Raw genomic sequence first — 24,247 nt, 5'->3', positions numbered from 1 at the left:
GGCCTTTTTCTTTTGTATCAAGCGTGCTTTTCCAGCCACACGCTAAACGGCTCAGTATCAGCCGCTTCGATCTCCTGCTGACGACGCTTTGAAGCCTCGGTTTCAGCAATAAATTCAGCTTCCTGCTCTATTTCTAACGGCTCTTCACGCAGCAGATTTCGGTAAGCCTCACCCAGCGCTTTGCCCGTGCCGCCAATGCCTTCATCAATCATAGACCGTAGGATCCGGGCAGAGAAAGTCAGTTCAGGATTGTCAAAACAGGCAACCAGTTCATCACAGACCTTCTGATACTCCTCTCCTCCATCGATGCTGTCCAGCGTTTGTGCCACGCGTTTCAGATCGCGGAACAAATCTTTCCCAACCTTAGGCAGCGGGAACTGGGCTGTTTCACAGCCAATACCTAACGTCAGCCCAGGCTTACGCCCTTCGAGAATCACGCGATTCCAGTTTTTACGCGTACACAGCAATTCATCGCTACTCATTTCCGGGGCATCAGCCAGCGCACACCAGACCATAAACAGATCGAGGAAGCGCACCTGCTGCTCGTCCACGCCGATAGGCGAGAACGGGTTGATATCCAGAGAGCGTACTTCGATGTACTCGATACCGCCACGCAGAAGCGCATCTGATGGCGTTTCTCCACGACGAGTGACGCGTTTCGGGCGAATAGGCGCATACAGCTCATTTTCAATCTGCAGAACGTTGCTGTTGATTTGCAGACGCTTACCGTCTTTCTCCAGACCGATCGCCGCGTACTCCTCGGAAGGCGTCTTAATCGCGCGCTTTAATCCTGCCACATACTCATGCAAATCGTTAAACGTAATTCCGAGATTGCTTTGCGACTTATTGGTATAGCCCAAATCACTCAGACGCAGCGACGTTGCGTACGGCAGGTAATACATCCCACTGTCGGTTTTTTCAAACGGCAGAGTTGTTGGTTTTCCTTGCAGGAATGAGGAACAAATGGCCGGAGAGGCACCAAACAAATACGGGATCACCCAACCAAAACGGTAGTAGTTGCGGATCAGACGGAAGTAGCCCGCGGAGATCTTCTCTTTAGCATCCTCACCTTCGGTTACACCGCATTTCGCCTGCCAGAAAGCCATAGGCAGCGAGAAGTTGTAGTGTACGCCCGAGATTGTCTGCATCAACGCGCCATAGCGGTTTTTGAGGCCTTCACGGTACAGCGTCTTCAGGCGACCGGTATTCGACGTACCATACTGCGCCAGTTCGATATCCTGACCTTCGGCAATATAGCAAGGCATGCTCAACGGCCACATACGCTCGTCGCCAAGGTTTCTGGCGGTATAACGATGTAAGTCGCGCATGAACGTGAGCATTTTCTCAATGTCGTCACCGGGTGGAGTAATAAACTCCAGCAATGCTTCGGCAAAGTCAGTGGTTATCCACTTATGCGTTAGCGCTGAGCCTAACACCTCAGGATGGCCTGTCGTTGCTAATGACCCATCTGCATTAACACGCAGCGTTTCGCGCTCCAGACCACGTTGAATCCCCTTTAATGCCTGAGGATGGTTTTCCAGCCAGGCCAGCGCCTGTGATACGTCCGGGATCAAATTGACCTCCCGCCTGTCAAAATCGTTTTAATTAGCATAATGGTATTGGTTACCCTGAAGGCTATCCCACAACACAATTAGTGCCACCACATAATGCCTTGTGTCGTAACCGCTGCGACAACAACATAGCGCAGCGCCTTGCCAAGGCATAAGAAAAAGAGAACTGGGCCCCACGAGATGCGCATCCACCCGGCTAACAGGCACAGCAAATCCCCCACAACCGGCATCCAGCTTAATAATAGTGTGACAGCGCCATAGCGCCGCAGCCAGCCAGTGGCTTTTTCTTGCCAGCGCGATGTTTTACGCAATGGAAAGAAACGCCCAAGGATAACGTTAGTTAACCCTCCAAGGCTATTACCCATTGTTGCTGTTAAGACTAAGACCCAGGGATGACTGACCCCGGAGACCAACAAAGCAACCAGAACAACTTCCGAATTACCGGGTAATAGCGTGGCACTGAGAAAACTGCTGGCAAACAGTGACAGGAGCGACAGTCCATCACTCACAATAACCGGACATCCACGGCATCCATTCCCGCGGCATGCGCCGCCTGTATTCCAAAATCGGCATCTTCAAACACGACGCAACGAGCCGGAACAACCCCCATACGTTCGGCACAAAGCAAAAACGTATCAGGAGCCGGTTTATGGTGCTGTACGTGATCGGCTGCGACTACAGCATCAAAATAGCGACGCAGACCAAGGTGAGCGAGCAGCGCTTCTGCAATTGCGCTTTCACTACCCGTACCTACCGACATAGGACGACGACCATGCCAGGCTTTCACGACATCAACCAACGGCAAAGGCTGGACGCTATCCAGCAGCATGCTTCTCACCTTGTCGGTTTTTTCACGTGCCAGTGCATGAGGATCAAGATCGGCATGGTTCAATTCAATTACCGACTGCGCAATACGCCACGTTGGGGAGCCATTGAGGGCGACCATGGCATGTTCATCAAACCGTAGTCCATAATGCCCCAATACCTCATGCCACGCCTTACGATGCGTAGGCTCGGTATCCAGGATGGTACCATCCATATCAAAAATCAAACCCGCATAACGTTCGTACATCGTCTTCTCACAAGCCGAGTGACCAGACGTTATTTTATCGTAATTGATTGATTTTGTCGCTGACAGCGAATTGAGGGGTGTTCAGAGAGTATGTGGAAATGATTTAGAGGGAGGGAGAAGATGGTGCATCCGGGAGGATTACTCACTCGTGTTCGCCCTGCGGGCCGTTGCTGAAGCAACGTTATCCTCCCTGGTGCTCGCGATTATCTCGCAGACCATGAAACAACAGTTTCGCTGTTATTTAGGAGAAGATGGTGCATCCGGGAGGATTCGAACCTCCGACCGCTCGGTTCGTAGCCGAGTACTCTATCCAGCTGAGCTACGGATGCATCGGGAAACTTGCTTTACTGCCGATACTGATACCGTGATAAGCGATATCAAGTAAGAGATGGTGCATCCGGGAGGATTCGAACCTCCGACCGCTCGGTTCGTAGCCGAGTACTCTATCCAGCTGAGCTACGGATGCATCGGGAAACTTGCTTTACTGCCGATACTGATACCGTGATAAGCGATATCAAGTAAGAGATGGTGCATCCGGGAGGATTCGAACCTCCGACCGCTCGGTTCGTAGCCGAGTACTCTATCCAGCTGAGCTACGGATGCATCAGGGAAACTTACTTTACTGCAGATTTGATGTCGCTGCTAAAGCGCTATCAATTAATATGGTGCATCCGGGAGGATTCGAACCTCCGACCGCTCGGTTCGTAGCCGAGTACTCTATCCAGCTGAGCTACGGATGCAAATGGCGGTGAGGCGGGGATTCGAACCCCGGATGCAGCTTTTGACCGCATACTCCCTTAGCAGGGGAGCGCCTTCAGCCTCTCGGCCACCTCACCAACACGCCTCTTGCGAGTGCTTCGAAGAACTTGTTTCTGCTCATCGTCGCTGCGTGGCGCACATATTACTTTCTGGGACTTATAAGTCAAACAATTTTTCCAGAGCTTTTATCGTTTGCACATTTCACGCGCAATTAGTCTGCAAAAACGGCAAAAAGAGTGTTTTATCAACAGATAAATTGGCAATTTCCTGAAGGAGTGAGCAAACGGAAACTTCGCAGGAAAAGGCATTACGCGCAGTGGAATCGAAAAAATGGGGAAGACGAAGAAGAAAAGAGAAGAAAAAGGGTCACTCAATCAGGTTGCGCCTCACCAGAGAGGTGAGACGCGAAAACCTTAGTAACTGGACTGCTGGGATTTTTCAGCCTGGATACGCTGGTAGATCTCTTCACGATGGACAGAAACTTCTTTCGGGGCGTTTACGCCAATGCGCACCTGGTTGCCCTTCACCCCTAAAACTGTCACGGTGACCTCATCGCCTATCATGAGGGTCTCACCAACTCGACGAGTCAGAATCAGCATTCTTTGCTCCTTGAAAGATTAAAAGAGTCGGGTCTCTCTGTATCCCGGCATTATCCATCATATAACGCCAAAAAGTAAGCGATGACAAACACCTAAGTGTAAGCAGTCACGGCATCACATTCTGTTAAACCTAAGTTTAGCCGATATACACAACTTCAACCTGACTTTATCGTTGTCGATAGCGTTGATACAAACGCTGCGGATTGAAGTCCGCAGCGTCGACTTACGCTTATAATTATTACAGTTTTGCGCTGACCCAGCCTTTCACACTGGATAACGCTGCAGGCAGAGCCGCTGCATCCGTACCACCGGCTTGCGCCATGTCCGGACGACCGCCACCCTTGCCGCCGACCTGCTGAGCGACCATTCCAACCAGTTCCCCTGCTTTCACGCGATCTGTCACGTCCTTAGACACACCCGCAATCAGAGAAACCTTACCTTCCACTACCGTTGCCAGAACGATAACGGTAGACCCCAGTTGATTTTTCAGATCATCAACCATGGTACGCAACATTTTCGGCTCAACGTCCGCGAGTTCGCTGACCAGCAGCTTCACGCCGTTGATATCAACCGCTTTGCTGGAAAGATTTGCACTCTCCTGCGCCGCAGCCTGTTCCTTCAATTGCTGCAATTCTTTTTCCAGTTGACGTGTACGCTCCAGCACGGAACGAACTTTGTCACCAATATTCTGGCTATCGCCTTTCAGCAGCTGCGCAATATCGCTTAAGCGATCGCTCTCAGCATGCACGGTTTGGATAGCACCTTCACCGGTTACGGCTTCAATACGACGAACGCCTGCCGCAGTACCTGACTCGGACACAATGCGGAACAGACCGATATCACCTGTACGGCTGGCGTGAGTACCGCCACACAGTTCGGTAGAGAAATCACCCATGCTCAGAACGCGCACATGGTCGTCATATTTCTCGCCAAACAGTGCCATTGCGCCTTTGGCTTTTGCCGCTTCGAGATCCATGATGTTCGTTTCAATCGGCAAGTTGCGACGGATTTGCGCGTTCACCAGATCTTCAACGGCACGGATTTCAGCAGGCTTCATAGCTTCGGTATGAGAGAAGTCGAAGCGCAGCAGTTTATCGTTAACCAACGAGCCTTTCTGCGCCACATGCGTGCCCAGAACCTGGCGCAGCGCCGCGTGCATCAGGTGCGTTGCGGAGTGGTTCAAACGAATACGCGCACGACGGGCTTCATCCACATCAGCCTGTACCGCATCACCGATTTTCAGAGAACCCGCAGACAGCTTGCCAATGTGGCCAATGGCCTGACCATATTTCTGCGTGTCGCTAACGGCAAACGCGAAGCCAGCACCTTTCAGTTCACCCTTGTCGCCAACCTGACCACCTGATTCCGCATAGAACGGAGTCTGATCCAGTACGACAACGGCATCCTGACCGGCATTAATTGCGTCTACTGCTTTACCATCAACAAACAGCGCAGTCACTTTGCCGTTCAGTTCCAGGTGCTCGTAGCCTTTAAATTCAGAGGCGCCATCAACGCGAATCATTGCATTGTAGTCTGCGCCAAAACCGCTGGCTTCACGCGCACGACGGCGCTGTTCTTCCATTGCAGCTTCAAAGCCCGCTTCGTCAACCTTGATGTTACGCTCGCGGCAAACGTCTGCCGTCAGGTCAACCGGGAAACCGTAGGTGTCATACAGACGGAATGCGGTTTCACCATCCAGCGTATCGCCAGACAGTTTTGCCAGTTCTTCGTCCAGCAGCGCCAGACCACGCTCCAGAGTACGCGCAAACTGCTCTTCTTCGGTTTTCAGAACCTGTTCAACCATAGCCTGCTGACGCTTCAGTTCTTCACCTGCAGAGCCCATGACGTCCACCAACGGACCAACCAGCTTGTAGAAGAAGGTATCCTTCGCGCCCAGCATGTTGCCATGGCGTACCGCGCGACGAATGATACGGCGCAGCACATAGCCACGGTTTTCATTCGACGGGACAACGCCATCGGCAATCAGGAATGCACAGGAACGGATATGGTCGGCAATAACGCGCAGAGACTTGTTGCTCAGATCGGTTGCGCCAGTGACTTTCGCCACGGATTCGATCAATGAGCGGAACAGGTCGATTTCATAGTTGGAGTTAACGTGTTGCAGCACGGCCGCAATACGCTCCAGACCCATACCGGTATCCACGGACGGTTTCGGCAGCGGTTCCATGGTGCCGTCAGCCTGACGGTTGAACTGCATGAAGACGATGTTCCAGATCTCAATGTAGCGATCCCCATCTTCTTCTGCGCTTCCCGGAGGTCCACCCCAGATATGGTCGCCGTGGTCGTAGAAAATTTCTGTGCATGGACCGCAAGGACCGGTATCACCCATCTGCCAGAAGTTGTCTGAAGCATAAGCCGCACCTTTGTTATCACCGATACGGATGATACGTTCGCGCGGAATACCGACTTCTTTTTCCCAGATTTCATAGGCTTCATCGTCAGTTTCATAGACGGTTACCCACAGACGCTCTTTTGGCAGGGCAAACCAGTTTTCACCGGTCAGTAGTTCCCATGCATATTGAATAGCGTCGTGTTTGAAGTAATCGCCGAAGCTGAAGTTGCCCAGCATTTCGAAGAAAGTGTGGTGACGTGCAGTGTAACCGACGTTTTCCAGGTCATTGTGCTTACCGCCCGCACGTACACAACGCTGCGAGGTGGTTGCGCGGGAATAATTACGCTTGTCGAGGCCAAGGAAAACATCCTTGAACTGGTTCATCCCGGCGTTGGTAAACAACAAAGTAGGGTCATTGTTCGGTACCAGGGAGCTGCTGGCAACTACCTGGTGTCCTTTACTATGGAAAAAATCGAGAAACGCCTGACGGATCTCAGCGGTGCTCTTGCTCATAATTATCCTGAAGAAATCAAGCTAACGAAATGTCATTACCAGCATCGGCACGCAAACTGCGCCTCTGGCAATCGAAAAGTGGGAATAAGATAAGTTTTCTTTACTGGGAAGTAAAATCCCGTATGCGGTCAATCGTCAAAATTTCGCCATATTGCCTGAATATCTTCCATCAGATAGCCGCGATAGAGCAAAAAACGCTGGACCTTTATCTTATCTGAAAAATCGACAGGTAAAGGTTCACCGTACTTCCGAATGGCCTGCTCGCGTGCAAGCACTGCCCAGTCAACTTCGCACTCACGCATGGCCCGCTCGATAGCTTCACGTGCGATCCCTTTTTGGTTTAATTCCTGGCGCACTCGGGCTGGTCCATAACCTTTGCGGCTACGGCTGGCGATAAACTGCCGCACGAAACGATCATCATCCAGATAACGGCTTTCAATACACCAGGCGATGACCTTGTCGTAATCCTCCGGCGTGGCATCAATTTCTTCTGGTCCATTTTTCCCCATCACCGGAGCGGCCAGCTTGCGCCGCAGTTCCTGCTCGCTGTGGTCGCGCATCGCCAGAATACGTACGGCGCGGTCAAGCAGTCGGGAATAAGCAGAACGGCGGGAAGTTGCTTCTGTCATAGTAAGCCTTCAGAAATGAAAAAGGGCTGCATGATATGCAGCCCTTTACTATATGTGATTCACAACATGCGATTCAAAACAGATTATCAGAAATCTTCGTTCGTTTCTTTTACGTCTTCGCCGCTGTCATCAACGGAGAAATCAGGCGTTGAATCCTGGTTATTGAGCAGTAACTCACGTAATTTCTTCTCAATTTCTTTCGCAGTTGCCGGGTTCTCTTTCAGCCAGTTGGTCGCATTCGCTTTACCCTGACCGATTTTCTCACCGTTATAGCTGTACCATGCACCGGCTTTTTCAATCAGCTTCTCTTTCACGCCCAGGTCAACCAGTTCGCCGTAGAAGTTGATGCCTTCACCGTAAAGGATCTGGAATTCAGCCTGTTTGAACGGCGCTGCAATTTTGTTTTTCACAACCTTAACGCGAGTTTCGCTGCCGACCACGTTGTCGCCTTCTTTCACCGCGCCAATACGACGGATATCCAGACGAACAGACGCATAGAATTTCAGGGCGTTACCACCGGTGGTGGTTTCCGGGTTACCGAACATAACGCCAATCTTCATACGGATCTGGTTGATGAAAATCAGCAGCGTGTTGGACTGCTTCAGGTTACCGGCCAGCTTACGCATCGCCTGGCTCATCATACGCGCCGCAAGGCCCATGTGAGAGTCGCCAATCTCGCCTTCGATTTCTGCCTTCGGCGTCAATGCGGCAACGGAGTCGACAACGATAACGTCAACCGCACCGGAGCGCGCCAGCGCATCACAGATTTCCAGCGCTTGTTCACCGGTATCCGGCTGAGAACACAGCAGGTTGTCGATATCAACGCCAAGCTTACGGGCATAGACCGGATCCAGCGCGTGTTCCGCATCGATAAATGCACAGGTTTTACCTTCACGCTGCGCAGCGGCAATAACCTGCAGGGTCAGCGTTGTTTTACCGGAGGATTCAGGCCCGTAGATTTCGACGATACGGCCCATTGGCAAACCGCCCGCGCCCAAAGCAATATCCAGAGAAAGCGAACCGGTGGAGATAGTTTCCACATCCATGGAACGGTCTTCACCCAGGCGCATGATGGAGCCTTTACCGAATTGCTTTTCGATCTGACCCAGCGCTGCCGCCAACGCTTTCTGTTTGTTTTCGTCGATAGCCATTAATTACTCCTGTCATGCCGCTTTCGGGTTAAACCGCGAAACGTGATAGATAATGTTCTGTTGAGGCAATTATACTGTATGCTCATACAGTATCAAGTATTTTGTAGAAATTGTTGCCACAGGGTTTGTAACGCGTAGACGGTCGCCTGCCGACGTACCGCGTCGCGATCGCCGCTGAAGCATTCCCGACGCGTAATCCCCTCGCCGTTCGCGCTGGCAAAGGCGAACCATACGGTACCCACGGGCTTTTCTTCACTGCCACCATCCGGTCCCGCAATACCGCTTATCGAAACAGCGAAATGCGCGCGGGCAGCTTTTAGCGCGCCAATCGCCATCTCCACCACTACAGGCTCGCTCACCGCCCCATGCTGGGCCAGCGTCTCTTCGCGCACGCCAATCATCTGTGCTTTAGCTTCGTTGCTGTAGGTCACAAACCCGCGTTCAAACCAGGCGGAGCTTCCGGCAATATCCGTAATCGCTTTAGCCACCCAGCCGCCGGTGCAGGATTCCGCCGTCGTAACGGTCGCCCCACGCGCTTTCAGCGCCAGGCCAACCTGCTCGCTTAACTGCATCAGTTCACTGTCAGTCATTTCAGCCTCTGTCAGTTAAAAAATATGCCGGACAAGATAGCACTTTCATAACCAATGTGGGGATGGAGAGAACGTTTTACGAGGGGGATTCCAAAAATTGCTCCGTTGCAGAAATAAGACCTGCCGGATGACGATGTCAGGGCATCTTATCCGGCCTACAAGCGATATCGTCCTGTAGGCCGGTGGAGCGGTTACTGCACGCGTGCCAGCGCGACCGCCTGACCCAGTTGCCACACGGCCATCGCGTAGTGGGTACTGTGGTTGTAGCGGGTGATGGTGTAGAAGTTCGGCAATCCATACCAGTACTGATAGCCGGTACCAATATCCAGGCGCAGCAGGCTGGCCTGCTGATGATTACCCAACGACTGCTGTGGCGTCAGACCCGCGGCAGCAAGCTGAGAAATGCTGTACTGGGTTTTAAAGCCGTTCGCCAGCCCTGGTGCCTGACCATTTGCCGGAACCGCGACCGTATCGCCTTTCACCCAGCCGTGGCCCTTGAAATAGTTCGCCACGCTACCGATGGCATCAACCGGATCCCACAGGTTAATGTGGCCATCACCATTAAAATCAACGGCATATTGTTTATAGGAAGACGGCATAAACTGGCCGTAACCCATCGCGCCGGCAAAAGAACCTTTCAAATCGAGCGGATCGTCGCTTTCATCTCGCGCCATCAGCAGGAAGGTTTCCAGTTCACCAGAGAAGTATTCCGCACGACGAGGATAGTTAAACGACAGCGTCGCCAGCGCATCCAGAATACGGGTTTTGCCCATCACGCGGCCCCAACGCGTTTCAACGCCGATAATGCCAACGATAATTTCCGGCGGAACACCATATACCTGCCACGCACGGTTCAGCGCATCTTCATATTGATTCCAGAAGGCTACGCCATTTTGCACGTTGTCAGGCGTGATGAACTGTTTGCGGTAGCGCAGCCATGCGCCGTTAGGACCGGCTGGCGGTTGAGTCGTCGGTGCCTGGCGGTCCATCAAACGCAATACCGAGTCCAGACGCTTGGCCTGCGACAGGATCTCCTGCAACTGCTGGCGGTCAAAGCCGTGCTTGTTCACCATTTTCTCGATGAACTGCTGCGCGTTCGGATTATTGGCAAAATCACCGCCCGTTTGCATGACGTTGTGCTGTGGCTCAAGCAGGAAGCCGCCGGATGGCGCCCCCGTAGTCGTTTGAGTCTCTGAAGGTTTAGGTTTGCTGCTACAGGCAGCGAGCAGTACGAAAAGGGGGAGTAACGCTACATAACGACGCTTGAACATGAGACATCCATTAAACAAATTCAGCCTGGGAGAAGTATGGTAAAGCATCCTCCTCCATACAAGGAAGTAGTAGTCACTCTCCTTCACAGAATTTCCCCCCTCTTGCCCCCCGGCCGGCACATTTGCGATCCCTTACGCACAATCTTTCAAATTAAAATATTTATCTTTCATTTTGAGATCAAAATAACACTTTTAAATCTTTCGATCTGATTAAAATTAGTTACAGTTTGGCAAGATAACTAAAAACCCTACAGGAGAGAATAATGATCGACACCATCACACTCGGTGCTGAGTGGTTTATCGGGCTGTTCCAGAAAGGCGGAGAAGTGTTTACCGGCATGGTGACCGGTATTCTTCCCCTGCTGATTAGCCTGCTGGTCATCATGAATGCGCTGATTAACTTTATCGGCCAGCAGCGTATTGAACGTTTTGCTCAGCGCTGCGCCGGAAACCCGCTGTCCCGCTATTTGCTGCTGCCGTGCATCGGCACATTTGTATTTTGTAACCCGATGACGCTGAGTCTGGGTCGCTTTATGCCAGAAAAATACAAGCCCAGCTACTACGCCGCCGCCTCTTACAGTTGCCATTCCATGAACGGCTTATTCCCGCACATCAACCCCGGCGAACTGTTTGTCTATCTGGGGATCGCCAGCGGCCTGACCACGCTGGGGCTTCCGCTTGGCCCACTGGCGGTGAGCTATTTACTGGTCGGTTTGGTGACTAACTTCTTCCGTGGCTGGGTGACCGATTTCACCACCACTATCTTCGAGAAAAAAATGGGCATTCAACTTGAGCAGAAGGTGCATCTGGCGGGAGCAACATCATGACACGTATTCGTATTGAAAAAGGCACTGGCGGCTGGGGTGGCCCCCTTGAACTGGATGCCGTTCCAGGCAAGAAAATTGTCTATATCACCGCAGGAACTCGCCCCGCAATAGTCGACAGGATAGCAAACCTGACCGGTTGGCAGGCCGTTGATGGCTTCAAAGAAGGCGAGCCGCCGGAGAGCGAAATTGGCGTGGCGATCATCGACTGCGGCGGCACGCTGCGCTGTGGGATCTACCCCAAACGCAGGATACCGACGGTGAATATTCACGCTACGGGTAAATCCGGCCCGCTGGCTCAGTACATTGTCGAAGATATCTATGTCTCTGGCGTGAAAGAAGAAAACATCACGATTGTCGGTGAGGCATCCGCTACGCCGCAACCAGCCAGCAGCACTATCGGTCGCGATTACGATACCAGTAAAAAGATTACCGAACAAAGCGACGGCCTGTTGGCAAAAGTGGGAATGGGCATGGGTTCAGCCGTTGCGGTTCTGTTCCAGTCAGGACGCGACACCATCGATACCGTCCTGAAAACTATTCTGCCATTTATGGCGTTCGTCTCGGCACTGATCGGCATCATTATGGCTTCGGGTCTGGGAGACTGGATTGCCCATGGACTCGCACCGCTGGCCAGCCATCCGCTGGGACTGGTCACTCTGGCGCTGATCTGTTCTTTCCCCCTGCTGTCGCCTTTCCTCGGCCCCGGTGCAGTTATCGCCCAGGTTATCGGCGTGCTGATCGGTGTACAGATTGGTCTGGGGAACATTCCTCCGCATCTGGCGCTACCTGCCCTGTTCGCCATTAACGCCCAGGCTGCATGTGACTTTATTCCGGTTGGGTTGTCGCTGGCCGAAGCGCGTCAGGACACTGTCCGCGTCGGTGTGCCATCCGTACTGGTAAGCCGTTTTCTGACCGGCGCACCTACCGTTCTCATCGCCTGGTTTGTTTCCGGCTTTATTTACCAATAAGAGGCACTCAAAAATGACCGTGATTTATCAAACCACCATCACCCGTATCGGCCAGAGCGCCCCGGATGCACTGTGCGACCAGATGCTGATTACCTTTCGTGAAGGCGCGCCAGCGGATATCGAAGAGTTTTGTTTCATCCATTGCCACGGGGAGCTGAACGGCTCTTTGCAAGCCGGGATCAAGTTTGAACTGGGCCAGCACCACTACCCGGTCACCGCCGTTGGCAGCGTTGCGGAACAAAACTTACGTGAACTCGGGCATATAACCCTGCGCTTTGACGGGCAGAGCGAAGCGGAATTCCCCGGCACTGTACACGTTGCGGGCCCCGTCCCGGACGGTATCGCCCCGGGCTGTATTTTGAAGTTTGTTGCTTAAGATTGAAGGAGATAAAAATGAATCAGGTTGCCGTTGTCATTGGTGGAGGCCAGACCCTGGGGGCATTCCTTTGCCGTGGGCTTGCGACAGAAGGATACCGCGTCGCGGTGGTGGATATTCAAAGCGATAAAGCTGCCAACGTCGCGCAAGAAATTAACGCCGAGTTTGGCGAAGGCACCGCGTACGGTTTTGGCGCAGATGCCACCAGCGAACAGAGTGTGCTGGCGCTGTCGCGCGGAGTGGATGAAATATTCGGTCGTGTCGATCTGCTGGTTTACAGCGCGGGTATCGCTAAAGCCGCGTTTATCAGCGACTTTCAGCTTGGGGATTTCGACCGCTCACTACAGGTCAATCTGGTCGGCTACTTCCTCTGTGCTCGTGAATTCTCACGCCTGATGATCCGCGATGGCGTGCAGGGACGCATTATCCAGATCAACTCAAAATCAGGGAAAGTGGGCAGCAAACACAATTCAGGCTACAGCGCGGCAAAATTTGGCGGCGTGGGCTTAACTCAGTCGCTGGCGCTGGATCTGGCAGAGTACGGGATCACCGTACATTCTCTGATGCTCGGTAACCTGCTGAAATCACCGATGTTCCAGTCGTTATTACCGCAATATGCGACCAAGTTGGGTCTTAAGCCAGACGAAGTGGAGCAGTACTACATTGATAAGGTTCCGCTTAAGCGCGGCTGCGATTATCAGGACGTGCTAAACATGCTGCTGTTTTACGCCAGCCCGAAAGCCTCTTACTGCACCGGGCAGTCCATCAACGTGACCGGCGGTCAGGTGATGTTTTAATGTTGAATTGCCGGATGGCGGCTGCGCTTATCCGGCAAAATCAAAGGAGTACATAATGGTTTCCGCACTGATTACCGTCGCCGCTATCGCCTGGTGCCTGCAACTGGCGCTTGGTGGCTGGCAAATATCCCGCTTTAACCGGGCGTTTGATCAACTCTGCCAGCAAGGTCGGGTTGGTGTTGGTCGCTCCGGTGGGCGTTTTAAACCGCGCGTGGTGGTAGCCATTGCGCTGGATGAGCAGCAACGGGTTACCGATACGTTATTTATGAAAGGTCTTACGGTATTCGCCAGACCCGGCAAAATTGCCACAATAATGGGCAAACATCTTGATGATTTACAGCCTGATGTGATCTTTCCCCATGATCCATTAGCGCAGAATGCACTATCATTGGCGCTTAAACTGAAACATGGGTAATTTCGTTGTGAATGCTAATAGCTTGCGAAATTATCATTTTGCAACCTATTAAGTCAGGGTAATCACGCCTATGAAACCTCGTCAGCGTCAGGCTGCCATACTGGAGCATCTGCAAAAGCAGGGAAAATGCTCGGTTGAAGAACTGGCCCACTACTTTGACACGACCGGCACGACCATTCGCAAAGACCTGGTCATTCTGGAAAATGCCGGAACCGTCATTCGTACCTATGGCGGTGTGGTATTAAATAAAGACGAATCCGACCCGCCAATCGATCACAAAACGCTAATCAATACGCATAAAAAAGAGCAGATTGCCGAAGCCGCCGTCCGTTTTATACACGATGGCGACTCTATTATTCTGGATGCGGGTAGCACCGTACTGCAGATGGTGCCGATGCTCACGCGCTTTAGCAACATCACCGTCATGACCAACAGTCTGCACATTGTTAACGCCCTTTCGGAGCTGGACAACGAGCAAACTATCCTGATGCCCGGCGGGACCTTTCGCAAAAAATCTGCGTCATTTCACGGTCAGCTGGCAGAAAACGCCTTTGAGCAGTTCAGCTTTGATAAACTCTTCATGGGCACCGACGGTATCGACCTTAATGCCGGTGTAACCACCTTTAATGAGGTGTTTAGCGTCAGTAAAGCGATGTGCAATGCCGCTCGCGAAGTGATTCTGATGGCTGACTCGTCAAAATTTGGGCGCAAAAGCCCTAATGTTGTATGCAGTCTGGAAAGCGTCGACAAGCTGATTACCGATGCGGGTATCGACCCTGCGTTTCGTCAGGCGCTGGAAGCAAAAGGGATTGAAGTGATCATAACCGGAGAAACTAATGAGTGATGCACTACTGAACGCGGGCCGTCAGACGTTAATGCTGGAGCTACAGGAAGCCAGCCGACTGCCAGAGCGACTGGGCGACGATTTTGTCCGTGCCGCCAATACTATCATCCACTGCGAAGGCAAAGTGATCGTCTCCGGGATTGGTAAATCAGGTCATATTGGCAAAAAAATCGCGGCGACCCTCGCCAGTACCGGCACGCCCGCCTTTTTTGTGCATCCGGCGGAAGCGCTGCACGGAGACTTAGGGATGATTGAAAGCCGCGATGTCATGCTGTTTATCTCCTACTCCGGCGGTGCGAAAGAGCTGGATCTCATCATTCCGCGCCTGGAAGACAAATCCGTCGCACTGCTGGCAATGACCGGAAAACCGACCTCACCGTTGGGTCTGGCCGCCAAAGCCGTGCTGGATATTTCCGTTGAGCGCGAAGCCTGTCCGATGCGCCTGGCACCGACGTCCAGCACCGTGAATACGTTGATGATGGGCGACGCGCTGGCGATCGCCGTAATGCAGGCGCGCGGCTTTAACGAGGAAGATTTTGCCCGCTCGCATCCGGCAGGTGCGCTGGGCGCTCGTCTGTTAAATAAAGTGCACCATCTGATGCGCCGTGACGATGCCATACCTCAGGTGAAACTCACTACCAGCGTGATGGACGCGATGCTGGAACTCAGCCGCACGGGTCTAGGCCTGGTCGCGGTCTGCGACGACCAGTCACTGGTGAAAGGGGTCTTTACCGACGGCGACCTGCGCCGCTGGCTGGTTGGCGGCGGAGCGCTCACCACCCAGGTGAGCGAAGCAATGACTCAGAATGGCATTACACTGCAGGCACAGAGCCGCGCGATTGACGCCAAAGAGCTCCTGATGAAGCGCAAAATCACTGCCGCACCGGTGGTCGATGAAAACGGTAAACTCACCGGTGCTATCAACCTGCAGGATTTCTATCAGGCCGGCATTATCTAATCCTTCAGACCCAGACGTTTCGCCAGCCGGTGCAGGTTGGCGACGTCTGTTTCCAGCGCCCGCGCACTTGCCGCCCAACTGTGATTATTTTGCGCCAGTGCCCGGCGGATCATCTCCCGCTGGAACGACTCTGTTGCTTCACGCAGGTTGTGATGTTGCGGGATCTCCGCAACAACTTCCGCCGCCAGCGGCGCCGGACCTTCATCCTGCAGGGCAAAATGCTGCGCCTCCAGCACCACTTCATCCCCTGCCCTGGTAGCCCTGGCCAGAACAACCGCCCGGTGAATGGCATGCTCCAGCTCGCGCACGTTTCCGGGCCAGCCGTAATTCAGCAGATGGCTACGCGCGCCAGGGCTTAGTACCACGCGGGAAAGACCCAGCCGCAGTCGGCATTGCTCGCAAAAATAGCCGGCCAGCAGCACCACATCTTCGCCGCGCTCACGAAGAGGCGGTACAGAAAGGGGGAAGACGCTCAGACGGTGGAACAAATCCGCGCGGAAATTCCCGGCCAGCACCTCTTCGCGTAAATCACGGTTCGTCGCCGCCAGCACCCGCACATCCACGCGCAGGCTGCGATCGTCACCCACGCGCTGAATATCGCCGTACTGCAATACACGCAGCAACTTAGCCTGTAGCGCCAGCGAGAGTTCGCCTATCTCGTCGAGAAATAGCGTCCCATTGTCGGCCATTTCAAACTTACCGCTACGATTGCTGATAGCCCCGGTAAACGCGCCTTTTACGTGACCAAACAGCTCACTTTCGGCTACGGTTTCCGGCAACGCCGCACAGTTCAGATACACCAGTGGATTCACCGCGCGCGGCGAACCTTCATGGATAGCTTTAGCCACCAGCTCCTTCCCGGTCCCCGTTTCGCCGCTAATCAGTACGTTGAGATCGGACCCCGCCACAATCTCAATCTCTTTTTTCAACTGCATCATATTGGGCGACAGGCCAATCATCTGCGTTTCCGTCACCTGCTCAAAAGCCGTTGATGAGCCTGGCAGCATATTCTGGCTTTCCAGTTGTTCAATCAGCAGCGCATTGCTCAGCGCGCCCGCCGCCAGCGCGGCAATCAGCCTAAGCTCTTCATCGCTGAAAACATCGAACTGATCGGGCTCCATGCCATCCAGGGTTAACGCACCAATCAAATTTTGACCGGCGAACAACGGCAGCCCAATACAGGCATGCACCTTCAGACTCTCCTGCCCCGGAATCAGACCATCATACGGGTCTGGCAAATCGCTGTCGGCAGGGAAACGAACCACGTCCCCGGCGCGGGCAATCGCCTCCAGACGCGGATGCCCTTCCAGAGTAAAGCGCCTGCCGAGAACATCCTGCGCCAGCCCATCGATCGCCAGCGGAATAAACTGTCGCGACTCATAGCGCAACAATGCCGACGCGTCGCACTCCAGTACCTGACGCAAGGTGGTTATCAGGCGTTGAAAACGGTCCTGATGCCCAATACCGCTTTGTAATTCAATGGCGATGCCCGCCAGCACGTCTACGGAAAAGCTCATGACTACCTCATTGTCATTTTGACAATTCATATTGTCATATTGACAATAAAATGAATAGTCATTTTGACTACCACTTAATAAGCAGAAAACAATAAAACCTTTAAAATCAACAAAATAAAAAGTTGGCACGCAACCTGCAATAAGCAAAACATCTTTTTTAGAAAAACGCTGAATTAATTACTGAGGTTGCTATGTCTATTCTGGTTAAAAATAACATTCATTGGGTTGGCCAACGTGACTGGGAAGTTCGTGATTTCCACGGGACTGAATACAAAACGCTGCGCGGCAGCAGCTACAACAGTTATCTCATCCGTGAAGAAAAAAATGTCCTGATCGATACAGTAGACCACAAGTTTAGCCGTGAATTCGTGCAGAACCTGCGCAGTGAAATTGACCTCGCGGATATCGACTACATCATCATTAACCACGCGGAAGAAGACCATGCCGGGGCGCTGACCGAGCTGATGTCCTGCATCCCGGATACGCCGATTTACTGCACAGCCAACGCCATTGACTCTATCAACGGGCATCACCATCACCCGGAGTGGAATTTCAACGTGGTGAAAACCGGTGATTCACTGGACATTGGTAACGGCAAACAGCTGATCTTCGTTGAAACGCCAATGCTGCACTGGCCTGACAGCATGATGACCTACATGACCGGCGACGCGGTACTGTTCAGTAACGACGCCTTCGGTCAGCACTACTGCGACGAACGTCTGTTTAACGACGAAGTTGACCAAACCGAACTGTTCGAACAGTGCCAGCGTTACTACGCCAACATTCTGACGCCGTTCAGCCGTCTGGTTACACCGAAAATTACTGAGATCCTCGGCTTCAACCTGCCTGTCGATATGATTGCTACTTCCCACGGCGTGGTATGGCGCGACAACCCGACGCAAATCGTGGAAATGTATCTGAAATGGGCGGCGGATTATCAGGAAGACCGCATCACCATTTTCTACGACACCATGTCCAACAACACCCGCATGATGGCCGACGCCATTGCCCAGGGCATCAACGAAGTTGACCCGAACGTGGCAGTAAAAATCTTTAACGTCGCCCGTAGCGATAAGAACGAAGTTCTGACTAACGTCTTCCGCTCTAAAGGCGTGCTGGTCGGTACTTCGACGATGAACAACGTGATGATGCCAAAAATCGCTGGTTTGGTGGAAGAGATGACCGGCCTGCGTTTTCGTAACAAACGCGCCAGCGCCTTTGGTTCACACGGCTGGAGCGGCGGTGCAGTAGACCGTTTGTCCACGCGTTTGCAGGATGCTGGTTTCGAAATGTCGCTGAGCCTGAAGGCAAAATGGCGTCCGGACCTGGATGCACTGGAACTGTGCCGCCAGCACGGCCGTGAAATCGCGCGTCAGTGGGCGCTTGCTCCACTGCCGGAAGCAACCGTGAAAGCTGCTTCCAAAGAAGAAGAGTGCGCTTGCGCCGCTGCGGCTGCCGCCGATCTTGGCCCTAGCATGCAGTGCAGCGTGTGCCAGTGGATTTACGACCCAGCAAAAGGTGAACCGCTGCAGGATGTCGCGCCGGGTACACCGTGGAGCGACGTGCCGGATAACTTCCTGTGTCCAGAATGTTCATTAGGTAAAGACGTCTTCGACGTACTGGCAACGGAGGCAAAATGAGCCGCGGAATTGTCATTATTGGTTCGGGCTTCGCCTCCCGCCAGTTAGTCAAAAATATCCGTAAGCAGGATGCAAATGTCCCGCTGACCTTGATTGCTGCGGACAGCATGGATGAGTACAACAAGCCCGATCTCAGCCATGTTATCAGTCAGTCACAACGTGCAGACGACCTCACCCGCCAGTCGGCGGGGGAGTTTGCCGAACAGTTTAATTTGCGCCTGTTCCCGCACACCTGGGTAACCGACATCGATGCTGATGCCCACGTAGTGAAAAGCCAGGATCAGCAGTGGCAGTACGACAAGCTGGTGCTGGCGACGGGCGCTTCAGCCTTTGTACCGCCGGTTACCGGACGTGAGTTAATGCTCACGTTGAACAGCCAACAAGAGTATCGCGCTTGTGAAACGCAGCTGCGTGACGCCCAGCGGGTGCTGATTGTCGGCGGCGGCTTGATTGGCAGTGAATTAGCGATGGATTTTTGTCGTGCCGGTAAAGCGGTAACGCTTATCGACAACGCCGCCAGCATTCTGGCTTCGCTGATGCCGCCGGAAGTCAGCAGTCGCTTACAGCATCGTCTGACCGATATGGGCGTACACCTGCTGCTGAAATCACAGCTTCAGGGGCTGGAGAAAACGGCGTCAGGTATTCGTGCCACGCTCGATCGTAGCCGCAGCGTAGAAGTCGATGCGGTGATCGCTGCAACCGGCTTACGCCCGGAGACCGCGCTGGCGCGTCGCGCCGGATTGAACATCAATCGTGGTGTCTGCGTCGATAGCTATCTGCAAACCAGCCACCCGGACATTTATGCTCTCGGCGACTGTGCGGAGATTAACGGTCAGGTGCTCCCGTTCCTGCAGCCGATTCAGCTGAGTGCCATGTATCTGGCGAAAAACCTGCTCGGCGGCAATGCGCCATTGAAACTGCCAGCCATGCTGGTAAAAGTCAAAACGCCAGAACTGCCTCTGCATTTGGCCGGGGAAACCCAGCGCCGCGATCTGAACTGGCACATCGCCGCCGAAGCGCAGGGAATGGTCGCCAGAGGGATGAACGACGAAGGCCAGCTGTGTGCGTTTGTCGTCAGTGAAGACCGCATGAAAGAGGCCTTTGCGCTGCTGAAAACGTTGCCTGTGTAAGTCTGGGATGCCGAATGGCGCCTCCGGCCTACGACTTTGCCCGGCAACGCTGCTACTGATTTATTAACCTCACGCACATGGATGTGCGTTGCCACTTGTCGGTATGCCCCGACATGTTTTTCTTGCCCCGCCAGTCCCGGGGCTTTTTTTATTTTTGCGCCAACGCTCGCGCCGCGGCAATCACGCCCTGCCCCAATGACAACCCGCCGTCGCCCGCCGGTAAACGCTGCGGGAACAGTAAGGTAAAATCACGCAGATAAAACGCCAGACGGGCCGACAATAAGCGGTTATGCATCACGCCACCACTGAATACTAGCGTCTTAATCCCGCGCACTTCAGCCTGCTTTCGCATCAGAGTGGCAAACCCACACGCCAGCGCGTCGTGAAACGCCCATGCCCTTTCTGCTGGTTTGGCCTGCCAGTTCAGCCATTGCTGCCAAAAAACCGCTAAGTCCAGCTGAGTGTCATCAAGCGGCAGCGTGACAGGGTGATCAACGCCATCACATTGCGATGCCATCGCCTCAAGCGCACAGGCCGCTTCACCTTCATAACTCAATGATTCCGGTGCACATTGCAACGCAGCGGCAACGGCATCAAACAGTCGTCCGCACGATGAAGCCAACGGAGCGTTAATTCCCCGTTCAATAGCGCGCGCCAGCACGTTCCAGTTTTGATGTTGCAGCGCTGATGTTTCCGGATAACGCGGCCAGTCAGGAACAAAACGCAGGCACTGCGCGAGCAGGTTACGCCACGGCTGTTTTGCCGCCAGATCGCCACCTGCCAGCGCTACCGCCGGTAAGCCGCCAAGGTGTTCGCATTCACGATAGTTGACCCGCAAACACTCTCCCCCCCACAACGCGCCGTTTTCCCCCATGCCGATACCGTCTAGCGTCAGAGCAATCACGTCGCCACCGTCTAGCGGCCAACTGTGCTCGGCAAGACATGCAGCAGCATGCGCATGGTGATGCAGCACCGTTTCAGTTGGCAGCTCCATTTCACTGGCCCACTGGCTGGAAACATAGCCAGGATGCGCGTCATGTACGATACGCTGCGGCGTAAAGTCATAAATGTTCTGGATCAGGCGTAGCGCATCACGCCACTGTTGCTGAATGCCGTCATCGCTGAGATCGCCCAAATGCTGGCTGATAACCGCCTGCTCGCCGCGCACCAGACAGAAAGTATTTTTCAGATCCGCCCCTAAGCACAGCATTGGCGGCACGTCGCGAAATCCTGGCGGTAGTGCGACCGCATCTGGCACATATCCTCGGGAACGACGCAGCATTTCCCCACTGTCGCGCACCACGGAGTCATCCATCCGCTGCACAATTTCGCGATTATGCAGCAGGAAACCGTCGGCAATGTCGTGTAAATCTTCCAGCGCCTGGGCGTTGGTAATGGCCGGAGGCCTGCCGCTGAGGTTGCCAGAGGTCATCACCAGCGGACAATTCATCTCTTGTAAGAGTAAATGCTGTAACGGATTCGCTGGCAGCATGACGCCAACCTCCGTTAACCCCGGCGCAATGCTCTCGCTCAATGCAGCGACATAGCGTTTCTGCACCAGCACGATCGGCGCAGCAGGGGTAGTCAGCAAACAACGAGCGGGTTCAGGTAGTCCGTCATCGCCAGGCAGCATCACTGCCAGAGGTTTCGCCGGACGATGTTTGCGCAGTCTGAGTAGCGCTACGGCGTTATCATTTCGCGCATCGCACACCAGATGAAACCCACCAATGCCTTTAACCGCCACAATACCGCCAGCTTTCAGCCGCGATACCGCCGCCTGCAGCGCCTCTTCTTTCTCCGCCCGCTCACCCGCACAGAACCACTCCAGATGAGGGCCGCATGCCGGACAAGCCACTGGCTGGGCGTGGAAGCGACGGTCGTACGGATCGCGATACTCTTTGTCACATTGCGCGCAGAGAGGGAATGAGGCCATTACGGTAAACGGACGATCGTAGGGCATGGCGCGGATAATCGTAAAACGCGGACCACAGTGGGTGCAGTTGATAAAGGGGTATCGGTAACGACGTTCGCCGGGGGTGTTCATTTCAACAAGGCATTCGGGACAGGTCGCGGCGTCCGGAACAATTTGCGTATTCATCGTGCCGCCAGCACTTTGACGAATCGAGAAATCGGCAGGCTGCTGCGTCCAGGCGAATGGTTCGCTCTCAACGCTGTCAATGCGCGCCAGCGGGGGGCAGTGTTGATGCAACTGCGCAATAAATTCCGCTGGATCTTCCTGTAAGCGCACAACCACACCGTCACCGTCGTTACACACATCGCCATGCAGTTGTAACCGCTGCGCCAGTTGCCAGACGTAGGGGCGAAATCCGACGCCCTGTACCTTACCGCGAATACGCAGCTGTACGCCGGAGTGGTTGTTTATTGTCATTAAGTCGTTCCCGCAGTCATCTATCCCGGTTTGCCTGATGGCGCTACGCTTATCAGGCCTACGTGGATGCGAACAGTAGGCCGGATAAGGCGAAGCCGCCATCCGGCATAAGTACTACCGTATTTTACGCGGATTTTCAGATATCAGAACAGCAAAGATGCGGTGGAATCCAGCGCCGCGCGACGACGTTTTTCCGCGCTCAGTTGCTCAAGCTTATTGCGATCCACATAAATCAGCGCGTGAGTCGGGCACACTTCCATACAGGCAGGACCGGCATCACGATGGTGGCACAGGTCGCACTTATTGGCTTCCGCTTTTTCTGCACGGACGTTCAGACCCGCGCCGCTGTTACGCACAACCGGACGCACAACCACTTCCATTGCACCATAAGGGCAAGCCACAACGCAGGTTTTACACCCAATGCAGCGTTCCTGCATTACGTGGACAAAGCCTTTATCACGGCTGATCGCACCGTTCGGGCAGACGTTAGCGCACGGCGCGTCTTCACACTGGCGGCACAGCGTCGCCGTGGAGACATTAACGCCTTTGATGACGTGAATACGGGGTAAAAAAGTTTCAGGGGTCAGCGATGCGCAGTCCTGGTTATCCTGATGGGATACCACGCAGGCCACTTCACAGGTACGGCAACCAATGCATTTATTGGCGTCTGCAATGATGAAACGGTTCATCAATTTCTCCAGCAATGACAGAATATCTGCCGAAGCATACACAAATCGTGCCAGAATTTAATTTGCTGTTATTAAAGGAATTTTGTTTTGAAGTACGCAAGAAGGGTGTGTCATCGTCACTAGTGACGATGACAAATGACAGCCGTCAGCGCGAAACGGGCGGCGCAACTGAGTCGCGCGCAATGAGTTCACCGGTGAACGTTTTTGGCGGCGTAAACGCCCCGTCACCCAACATAAAGATCAGACGCCCAATCGTTTCCTGAATCATTTCTGTTACCGGGATTTTAACGCTGGAAAGCGCCGGAATAGTGTATGGTGCGAGGGCGATATCATCAAAGCCAATCACCGACACCTGTGCAGGAACGCGCACGCCATACTCGTGCAACTGCTTCATCGCGCCGATCGCCATATCATCATTGCTGGCCACCAGTGCGGTAAAATTGACCTTGCGCGAAAGCAAAGTTTTCACCCCCGCTGCGCCGCAGGCTGGTGTCCATTTGCCTTTAACAATCAGATCATTATTTAGTGCGATACCATGGTGTGCCAGCGCGTCTTTATAGCCTGAAAGTCGCTCCACGCCGGTTGGAGAATCCATCGAGCCGGTAATAAAACCAATCTCTTTATGCCCGGCGGCAATGAGCTGAGTAACGGCGTTGAAGCTGGTCTGCTTTTGATCGCACCATACGCTGTGGCTACTGTTTTTCCGCAGGCGTCGATTAAGCACCATAATCGGCTGGCTGTGGGCATCGATGATATCGTCTATCTCATCCACGCTGAGAAAACGCGGATAAATCATAATCGCGTCACAGCGCAGGTCGAGCAGGTACTGGATCGCCTGGCGCTCTTCCTCAGCGCTGTGCTTACCGTCAGCCAGTAACAGCTGGCGTCCTTTATCTTCCGCCATCCGCGCGGTATGAAACAGCAGCTCGCTGAAATAGACGCCGTGATAAAGGGTATTCGTTACCACCAGACCCAGCGTCTGCGTGGTTTTCGCCGCCAGACTGCGCGCCAGCAAATTTGGGCGGTAACCACTCTCTTCAATGGCCTGAAACACGCGGTCTTTGGTTTCCTGGCTGACATAGCCGTTCCCGGAAAGCACCCGGGAAACCGTCGCTTTCGACACCCCGGCACGCTTCGCCACCTCCAGCATCGTGGTCATATTACTCATCCCTTTTCTCTCAATGTGACG

Annotated in this window: 22 protein-coding genes and 5 tRNA genes; 9 read left to right on the top strand and 18 right to left on the bottom strand. The window is 53.6% G+C overall.

The annotated features are described in order from the left end of the window. Positions 1-17 precede the first annotated feature (17 nt). The 14 genes from gshA to mltB all read right to left on the bottom strand — a co-directional run bounded on the left by gshA (position 18) and on the right by mltB (position 10,508). Entirely contained in the window at positions 18-1,574 is a 1,557-nt protein-coding gene (gshA, locus tag OGY72_RS12910) for a glutamate--cysteine ligase (RefSeq protein ID WP_286547833.1), read from the bottom strand. Between the two features lie 77 nt (positions 1,575-1,651). Beyond that, positions 1,652-2,080: a YqaA family protein gene (locus OGY72_RS12905; RefSeq protein WP_003825961.1), complete on the bottom strand. Its 429-nt coding sequence runs from the start codon at positions 2,078-2,080 to the stop codon at positions 1,652-1,654. After that, positions 2,077-2,643 (bottom strand): fructose-1-phosphate/6-phosphogluconate phosphatase, encoded by a 567-nt coding sequence (gene yqaB, locus OGY72_RS12900; RefSeq protein ID WP_003825960.1) that lies wholly within the window; start codon positions 2,641-2,643, stop codon positions 2,077-2,079. The genes OGY72_RS12905 and yqaB overlap by 4 nt, the downstream gene beginning before the upstream one ends. Before the next feature lie 252 nt (positions 2,644-2,895). Then, positions 2,896-2,972, bottom strand: a tRNA-Arg gene (locus tag OGY72_RS12895). Between the two features lie 60 nt (positions 2,973-3,032). After that, positions 3,033-3,109 (bottom strand) — tRNA-Arg (locus tag OGY72_RS12890). Positions 3,110-3,169: 60 nt separating this feature from the next. Further along, positions 3,170-3,246, bottom strand: a tRNA-Arg gene (locus OGY72_RS12885). A 60-nt stretch (positions 3,247-3,306) separates the two neighbouring features. Further along, positions 3,307-3,383 (bottom strand) — tRNA-Arg (locus OGY72_RS12880). Positions 3,384-3,386: 3 nt separating this feature from the next. Further along, positions 3,387-3,479, bottom strand: a tRNA-Ser gene (locus OGY72_RS12875). Between the two features lie 336 nt (positions 3,480-3,815). Beyond that, the gene (gene csrA, locus OGY72_RS12870; RefSeq protein WP_000906486.1) at positions 3,816-4,001 is read right to left on the bottom strand and encodes a carbon storage regulator CsrA; all 186 of its coding nucleotides are present in this window, start codon (positions 3,999-4,001) and stop codon (positions 3,816-3,818) included. A gap of 238 nt (positions 4,002-4,239) precedes the next feature. Then, positions 4,240-6,867, bottom strand: coding sequence for an alanine--tRNA ligase (gene alaS, locus OGY72_RS12865; protein ID WP_286547832.1), 2,628 nt, complete (start codon positions 6,865-6,867; stop codon positions 4,240-4,242). Between the two features lie 128 nt (positions 6,868-6,995). Beyond that, on the bottom strand, positions 6,996-7,496 hold the full coding sequence (gene recX, locus OGY72_RS12860) for a recombination regulator RecX (RefSeq protein ID WP_003825957.1): 501 nt from the start codon (positions 7,494-7,496) through the stop codon (positions 6,996-6,998). Between the two features lie 86 nt (positions 7,497-7,582). Continuing rightward, positions 7,583-8,647 carry a recombinase RecA gene (gene recA, locus OGY72_RS12855; RefSeq protein ID WP_003037330.1) on the bottom strand — a complete coding sequence of 355 codons (1,065 nt, stop codon included), beginning with the start codon at positions 8,645-8,647 and terminating at the stop codon, positions 7,583-7,585. A 92-nt stretch (positions 8,648-8,739) separates the two neighbouring features. Beyond that, complete coding sequence (gene pncC, locus OGY72_RS12850; protein ID WP_148361563.1) at positions 8,740-9,237, bottom strand: nicotinamide-nucleotide amidase; 498 nt, start codon at positions 9,235-9,237, stop codon at positions 8,740-8,742. Between the two features lie 191 nt (positions 9,238-9,428). Then, complete coding sequence (gene mltB / locus OGY72_RS12845; RefSeq protein ID WP_003037336.1) at positions 9,429-10,508, bottom strand: lytic murein transglycosylase B; 1,080 nt, start codon at positions 10,506-10,508, stop codon at positions 9,429-9,431. 263 nt (positions 10,509-10,771) lie between these two features. On the opposite strand from mltB, the gene srlA reads away from it, so the two are divergent. From srlA to gutQ, 7 genes are all read left to right on the top strand, one after another. Next, positions 10,772-11,335: a PTS glucitol/sorbitol transporter subunit IIC gene (gene srlA / locus OGY72_RS12840; RefSeq protein WP_003037339.1), complete on the top strand. Its 564-nt coding sequence runs from the start codon at positions 10,772-10,774 to the stop codon at positions 11,333-11,335. Continuing rightward, complete coding sequence (gene srlE, locus OGY72_RS12835) at positions 11,332-12,303, top strand: PTS glucitol/sorbitol transporter subunit IIB (protein WP_123268085.1); 972 nt, start codon at positions 11,332-11,334, stop codon at positions 12,301-12,303. The genes srlA and srlE overlap by 4 nt, the downstream gene beginning before the upstream one ends. 13 nt (positions 12,304-12,316) lie before the next feature. Continuing rightward, on the top strand, positions 12,317-12,679 hold the full coding sequence (srlB, locus tag OGY72_RS12830) for a PTS glucitol/sorbitol transporter subunit IIA (protein ID WP_279275552.1): 363 nt from the start codon (positions 12,317-12,319) through the stop codon (positions 12,677-12,679). A gap of 17 nt (positions 12,680-12,696) precedes the next feature. Next, a complete protein-coding gene (srlD, locus tag OGY72_RS12825) occupies positions 12,697-13,476 on the top strand; it encodes a sorbitol-6-phosphate dehydrogenase (protein WP_003037345.1) in 780 nt (259 codons plus the stop codon). Between the two features lie 55 nt (positions 13,477-13,531). Next, positions 13,532-13,891 (top strand): transcriptional regulator GutM, encoded by a 360-nt coding sequence (gene gutM, locus OGY72_RS12820; protein ID WP_003825941.1) that lies wholly within the window; start codon positions 13,532-13,534, stop codon positions 13,889-13,891. Positions 13,892-13,961: 70 nt separating this feature from the next. Continuing rightward, on the top strand, positions 13,962-14,735 hold the full coding sequence (gene srlR / locus OGY72_RS12815) for a glucitol operon DNA-binding transcriptional repressor SrlR (protein WP_003037350.1): 774 nt from the start codon (positions 13,962-13,964) through the stop codon (positions 14,733-14,735). Next, positions 14,728-15,693 (top strand): arabinose-5-phosphate isomerase GutQ, encoded by a 966-nt coding sequence (gutQ, locus tag OGY72_RS12810; RefSeq protein WP_126317504.1) that lies wholly within the window; start codon positions 14,728-14,730, stop codon positions 15,691-15,693. Before srlR ends, gutQ begins: the two co-directional genes overlap by 8 nt. Here gutQ and norR read toward each other — a convergent pair. After that, on the bottom strand, positions 15,690-17,210 hold the full coding sequence (gene norR, locus OGY72_RS12805; RefSeq protein WP_126317503.1) for a nitric oxide reductase transcriptional regulator NorR: 1,521 nt from the start codon (positions 17,208-17,210) through the stop codon (positions 15,690-15,692). The genes gutQ and norR overlap by 4 nt on opposite strands. 191 nt (positions 17,211-17,401) lie before the next feature. On the opposite strand from norR, the gene norV reads away from it, so the two are divergent. Beyond that, complete coding sequence (gene norV / locus OGY72_RS12800; RefSeq protein WP_003825935.1) at positions 17,402-18,850, top strand: anaerobic nitric oxide reductase flavorubredoxin; 1,449 nt, start codon at positions 17,402-17,404, stop codon at positions 18,848-18,850. Beyond that, positions 18,847-19,980 (top strand): NADH:flavorubredoxin reductase NorW, encoded by a 1,134-nt coding sequence (gene norW, locus OGY72_RS12795; protein ID WP_286547831.1) that lies wholly within the window; start codon positions 18,847-18,849, stop codon positions 19,978-19,980. Before norV ends, norW begins: the two co-directional genes overlap by 4 nt. Before the next feature lie 148 nt (positions 19,981-20,128). On the opposite strand, the gene hypF is transcribed toward norW, so the two are convergent. The 3 genes from hypF to OGY72_RS12780 form a co-directional block, all read right to left on the bottom strand. After that, the gene (gene hypF, locus OGY72_RS12790) at positions 20,129-22,369 is read right to left on the bottom strand and encodes a carbamoyltransferase HypF (protein WP_286547830.1); all 2,241 of its coding nucleotides are present in this window, start codon (positions 22,367-22,369) and stop codon (positions 20,129-20,131) included. Between the two features lie 143 nt (positions 22,370-22,512). Beyond that, positions 22,513-23,058 (bottom strand): electron transport protein HydN, encoded by a 546-nt coding sequence (gene hydN / locus OGY72_RS12785; protein ID WP_126317501.1) that lies wholly within the window; start codon positions 23,056-23,058, stop codon positions 22,513-22,515. Between the two features lie 145 nt (positions 23,059-23,203). Further along, on the bottom strand, positions 23,204-24,217 hold the full coding sequence (locus OGY72_RS12780) for a LacI family DNA-binding transcriptional regulator (protein WP_286547858.1): 1,014 nt from the start codon (positions 24,215-24,217) through the stop codon (positions 23,204-23,206). Between the last annotated feature and the right edge of the window lie 30 nt (positions 24,218-24,247).

Source organism: Citrobacter sp. Cpo221 (assembly GCF_030332345.1).
Lineage (GTDB): Bacteria > Pseudomonadota > Gammaproteobacteria > Enterobacterales > Enterobacteriaceae > Citrobacter > Citrobacter portucalensis.
This window is presented reverse-complemented; position numbering and strand designations above follow the sequence as displayed.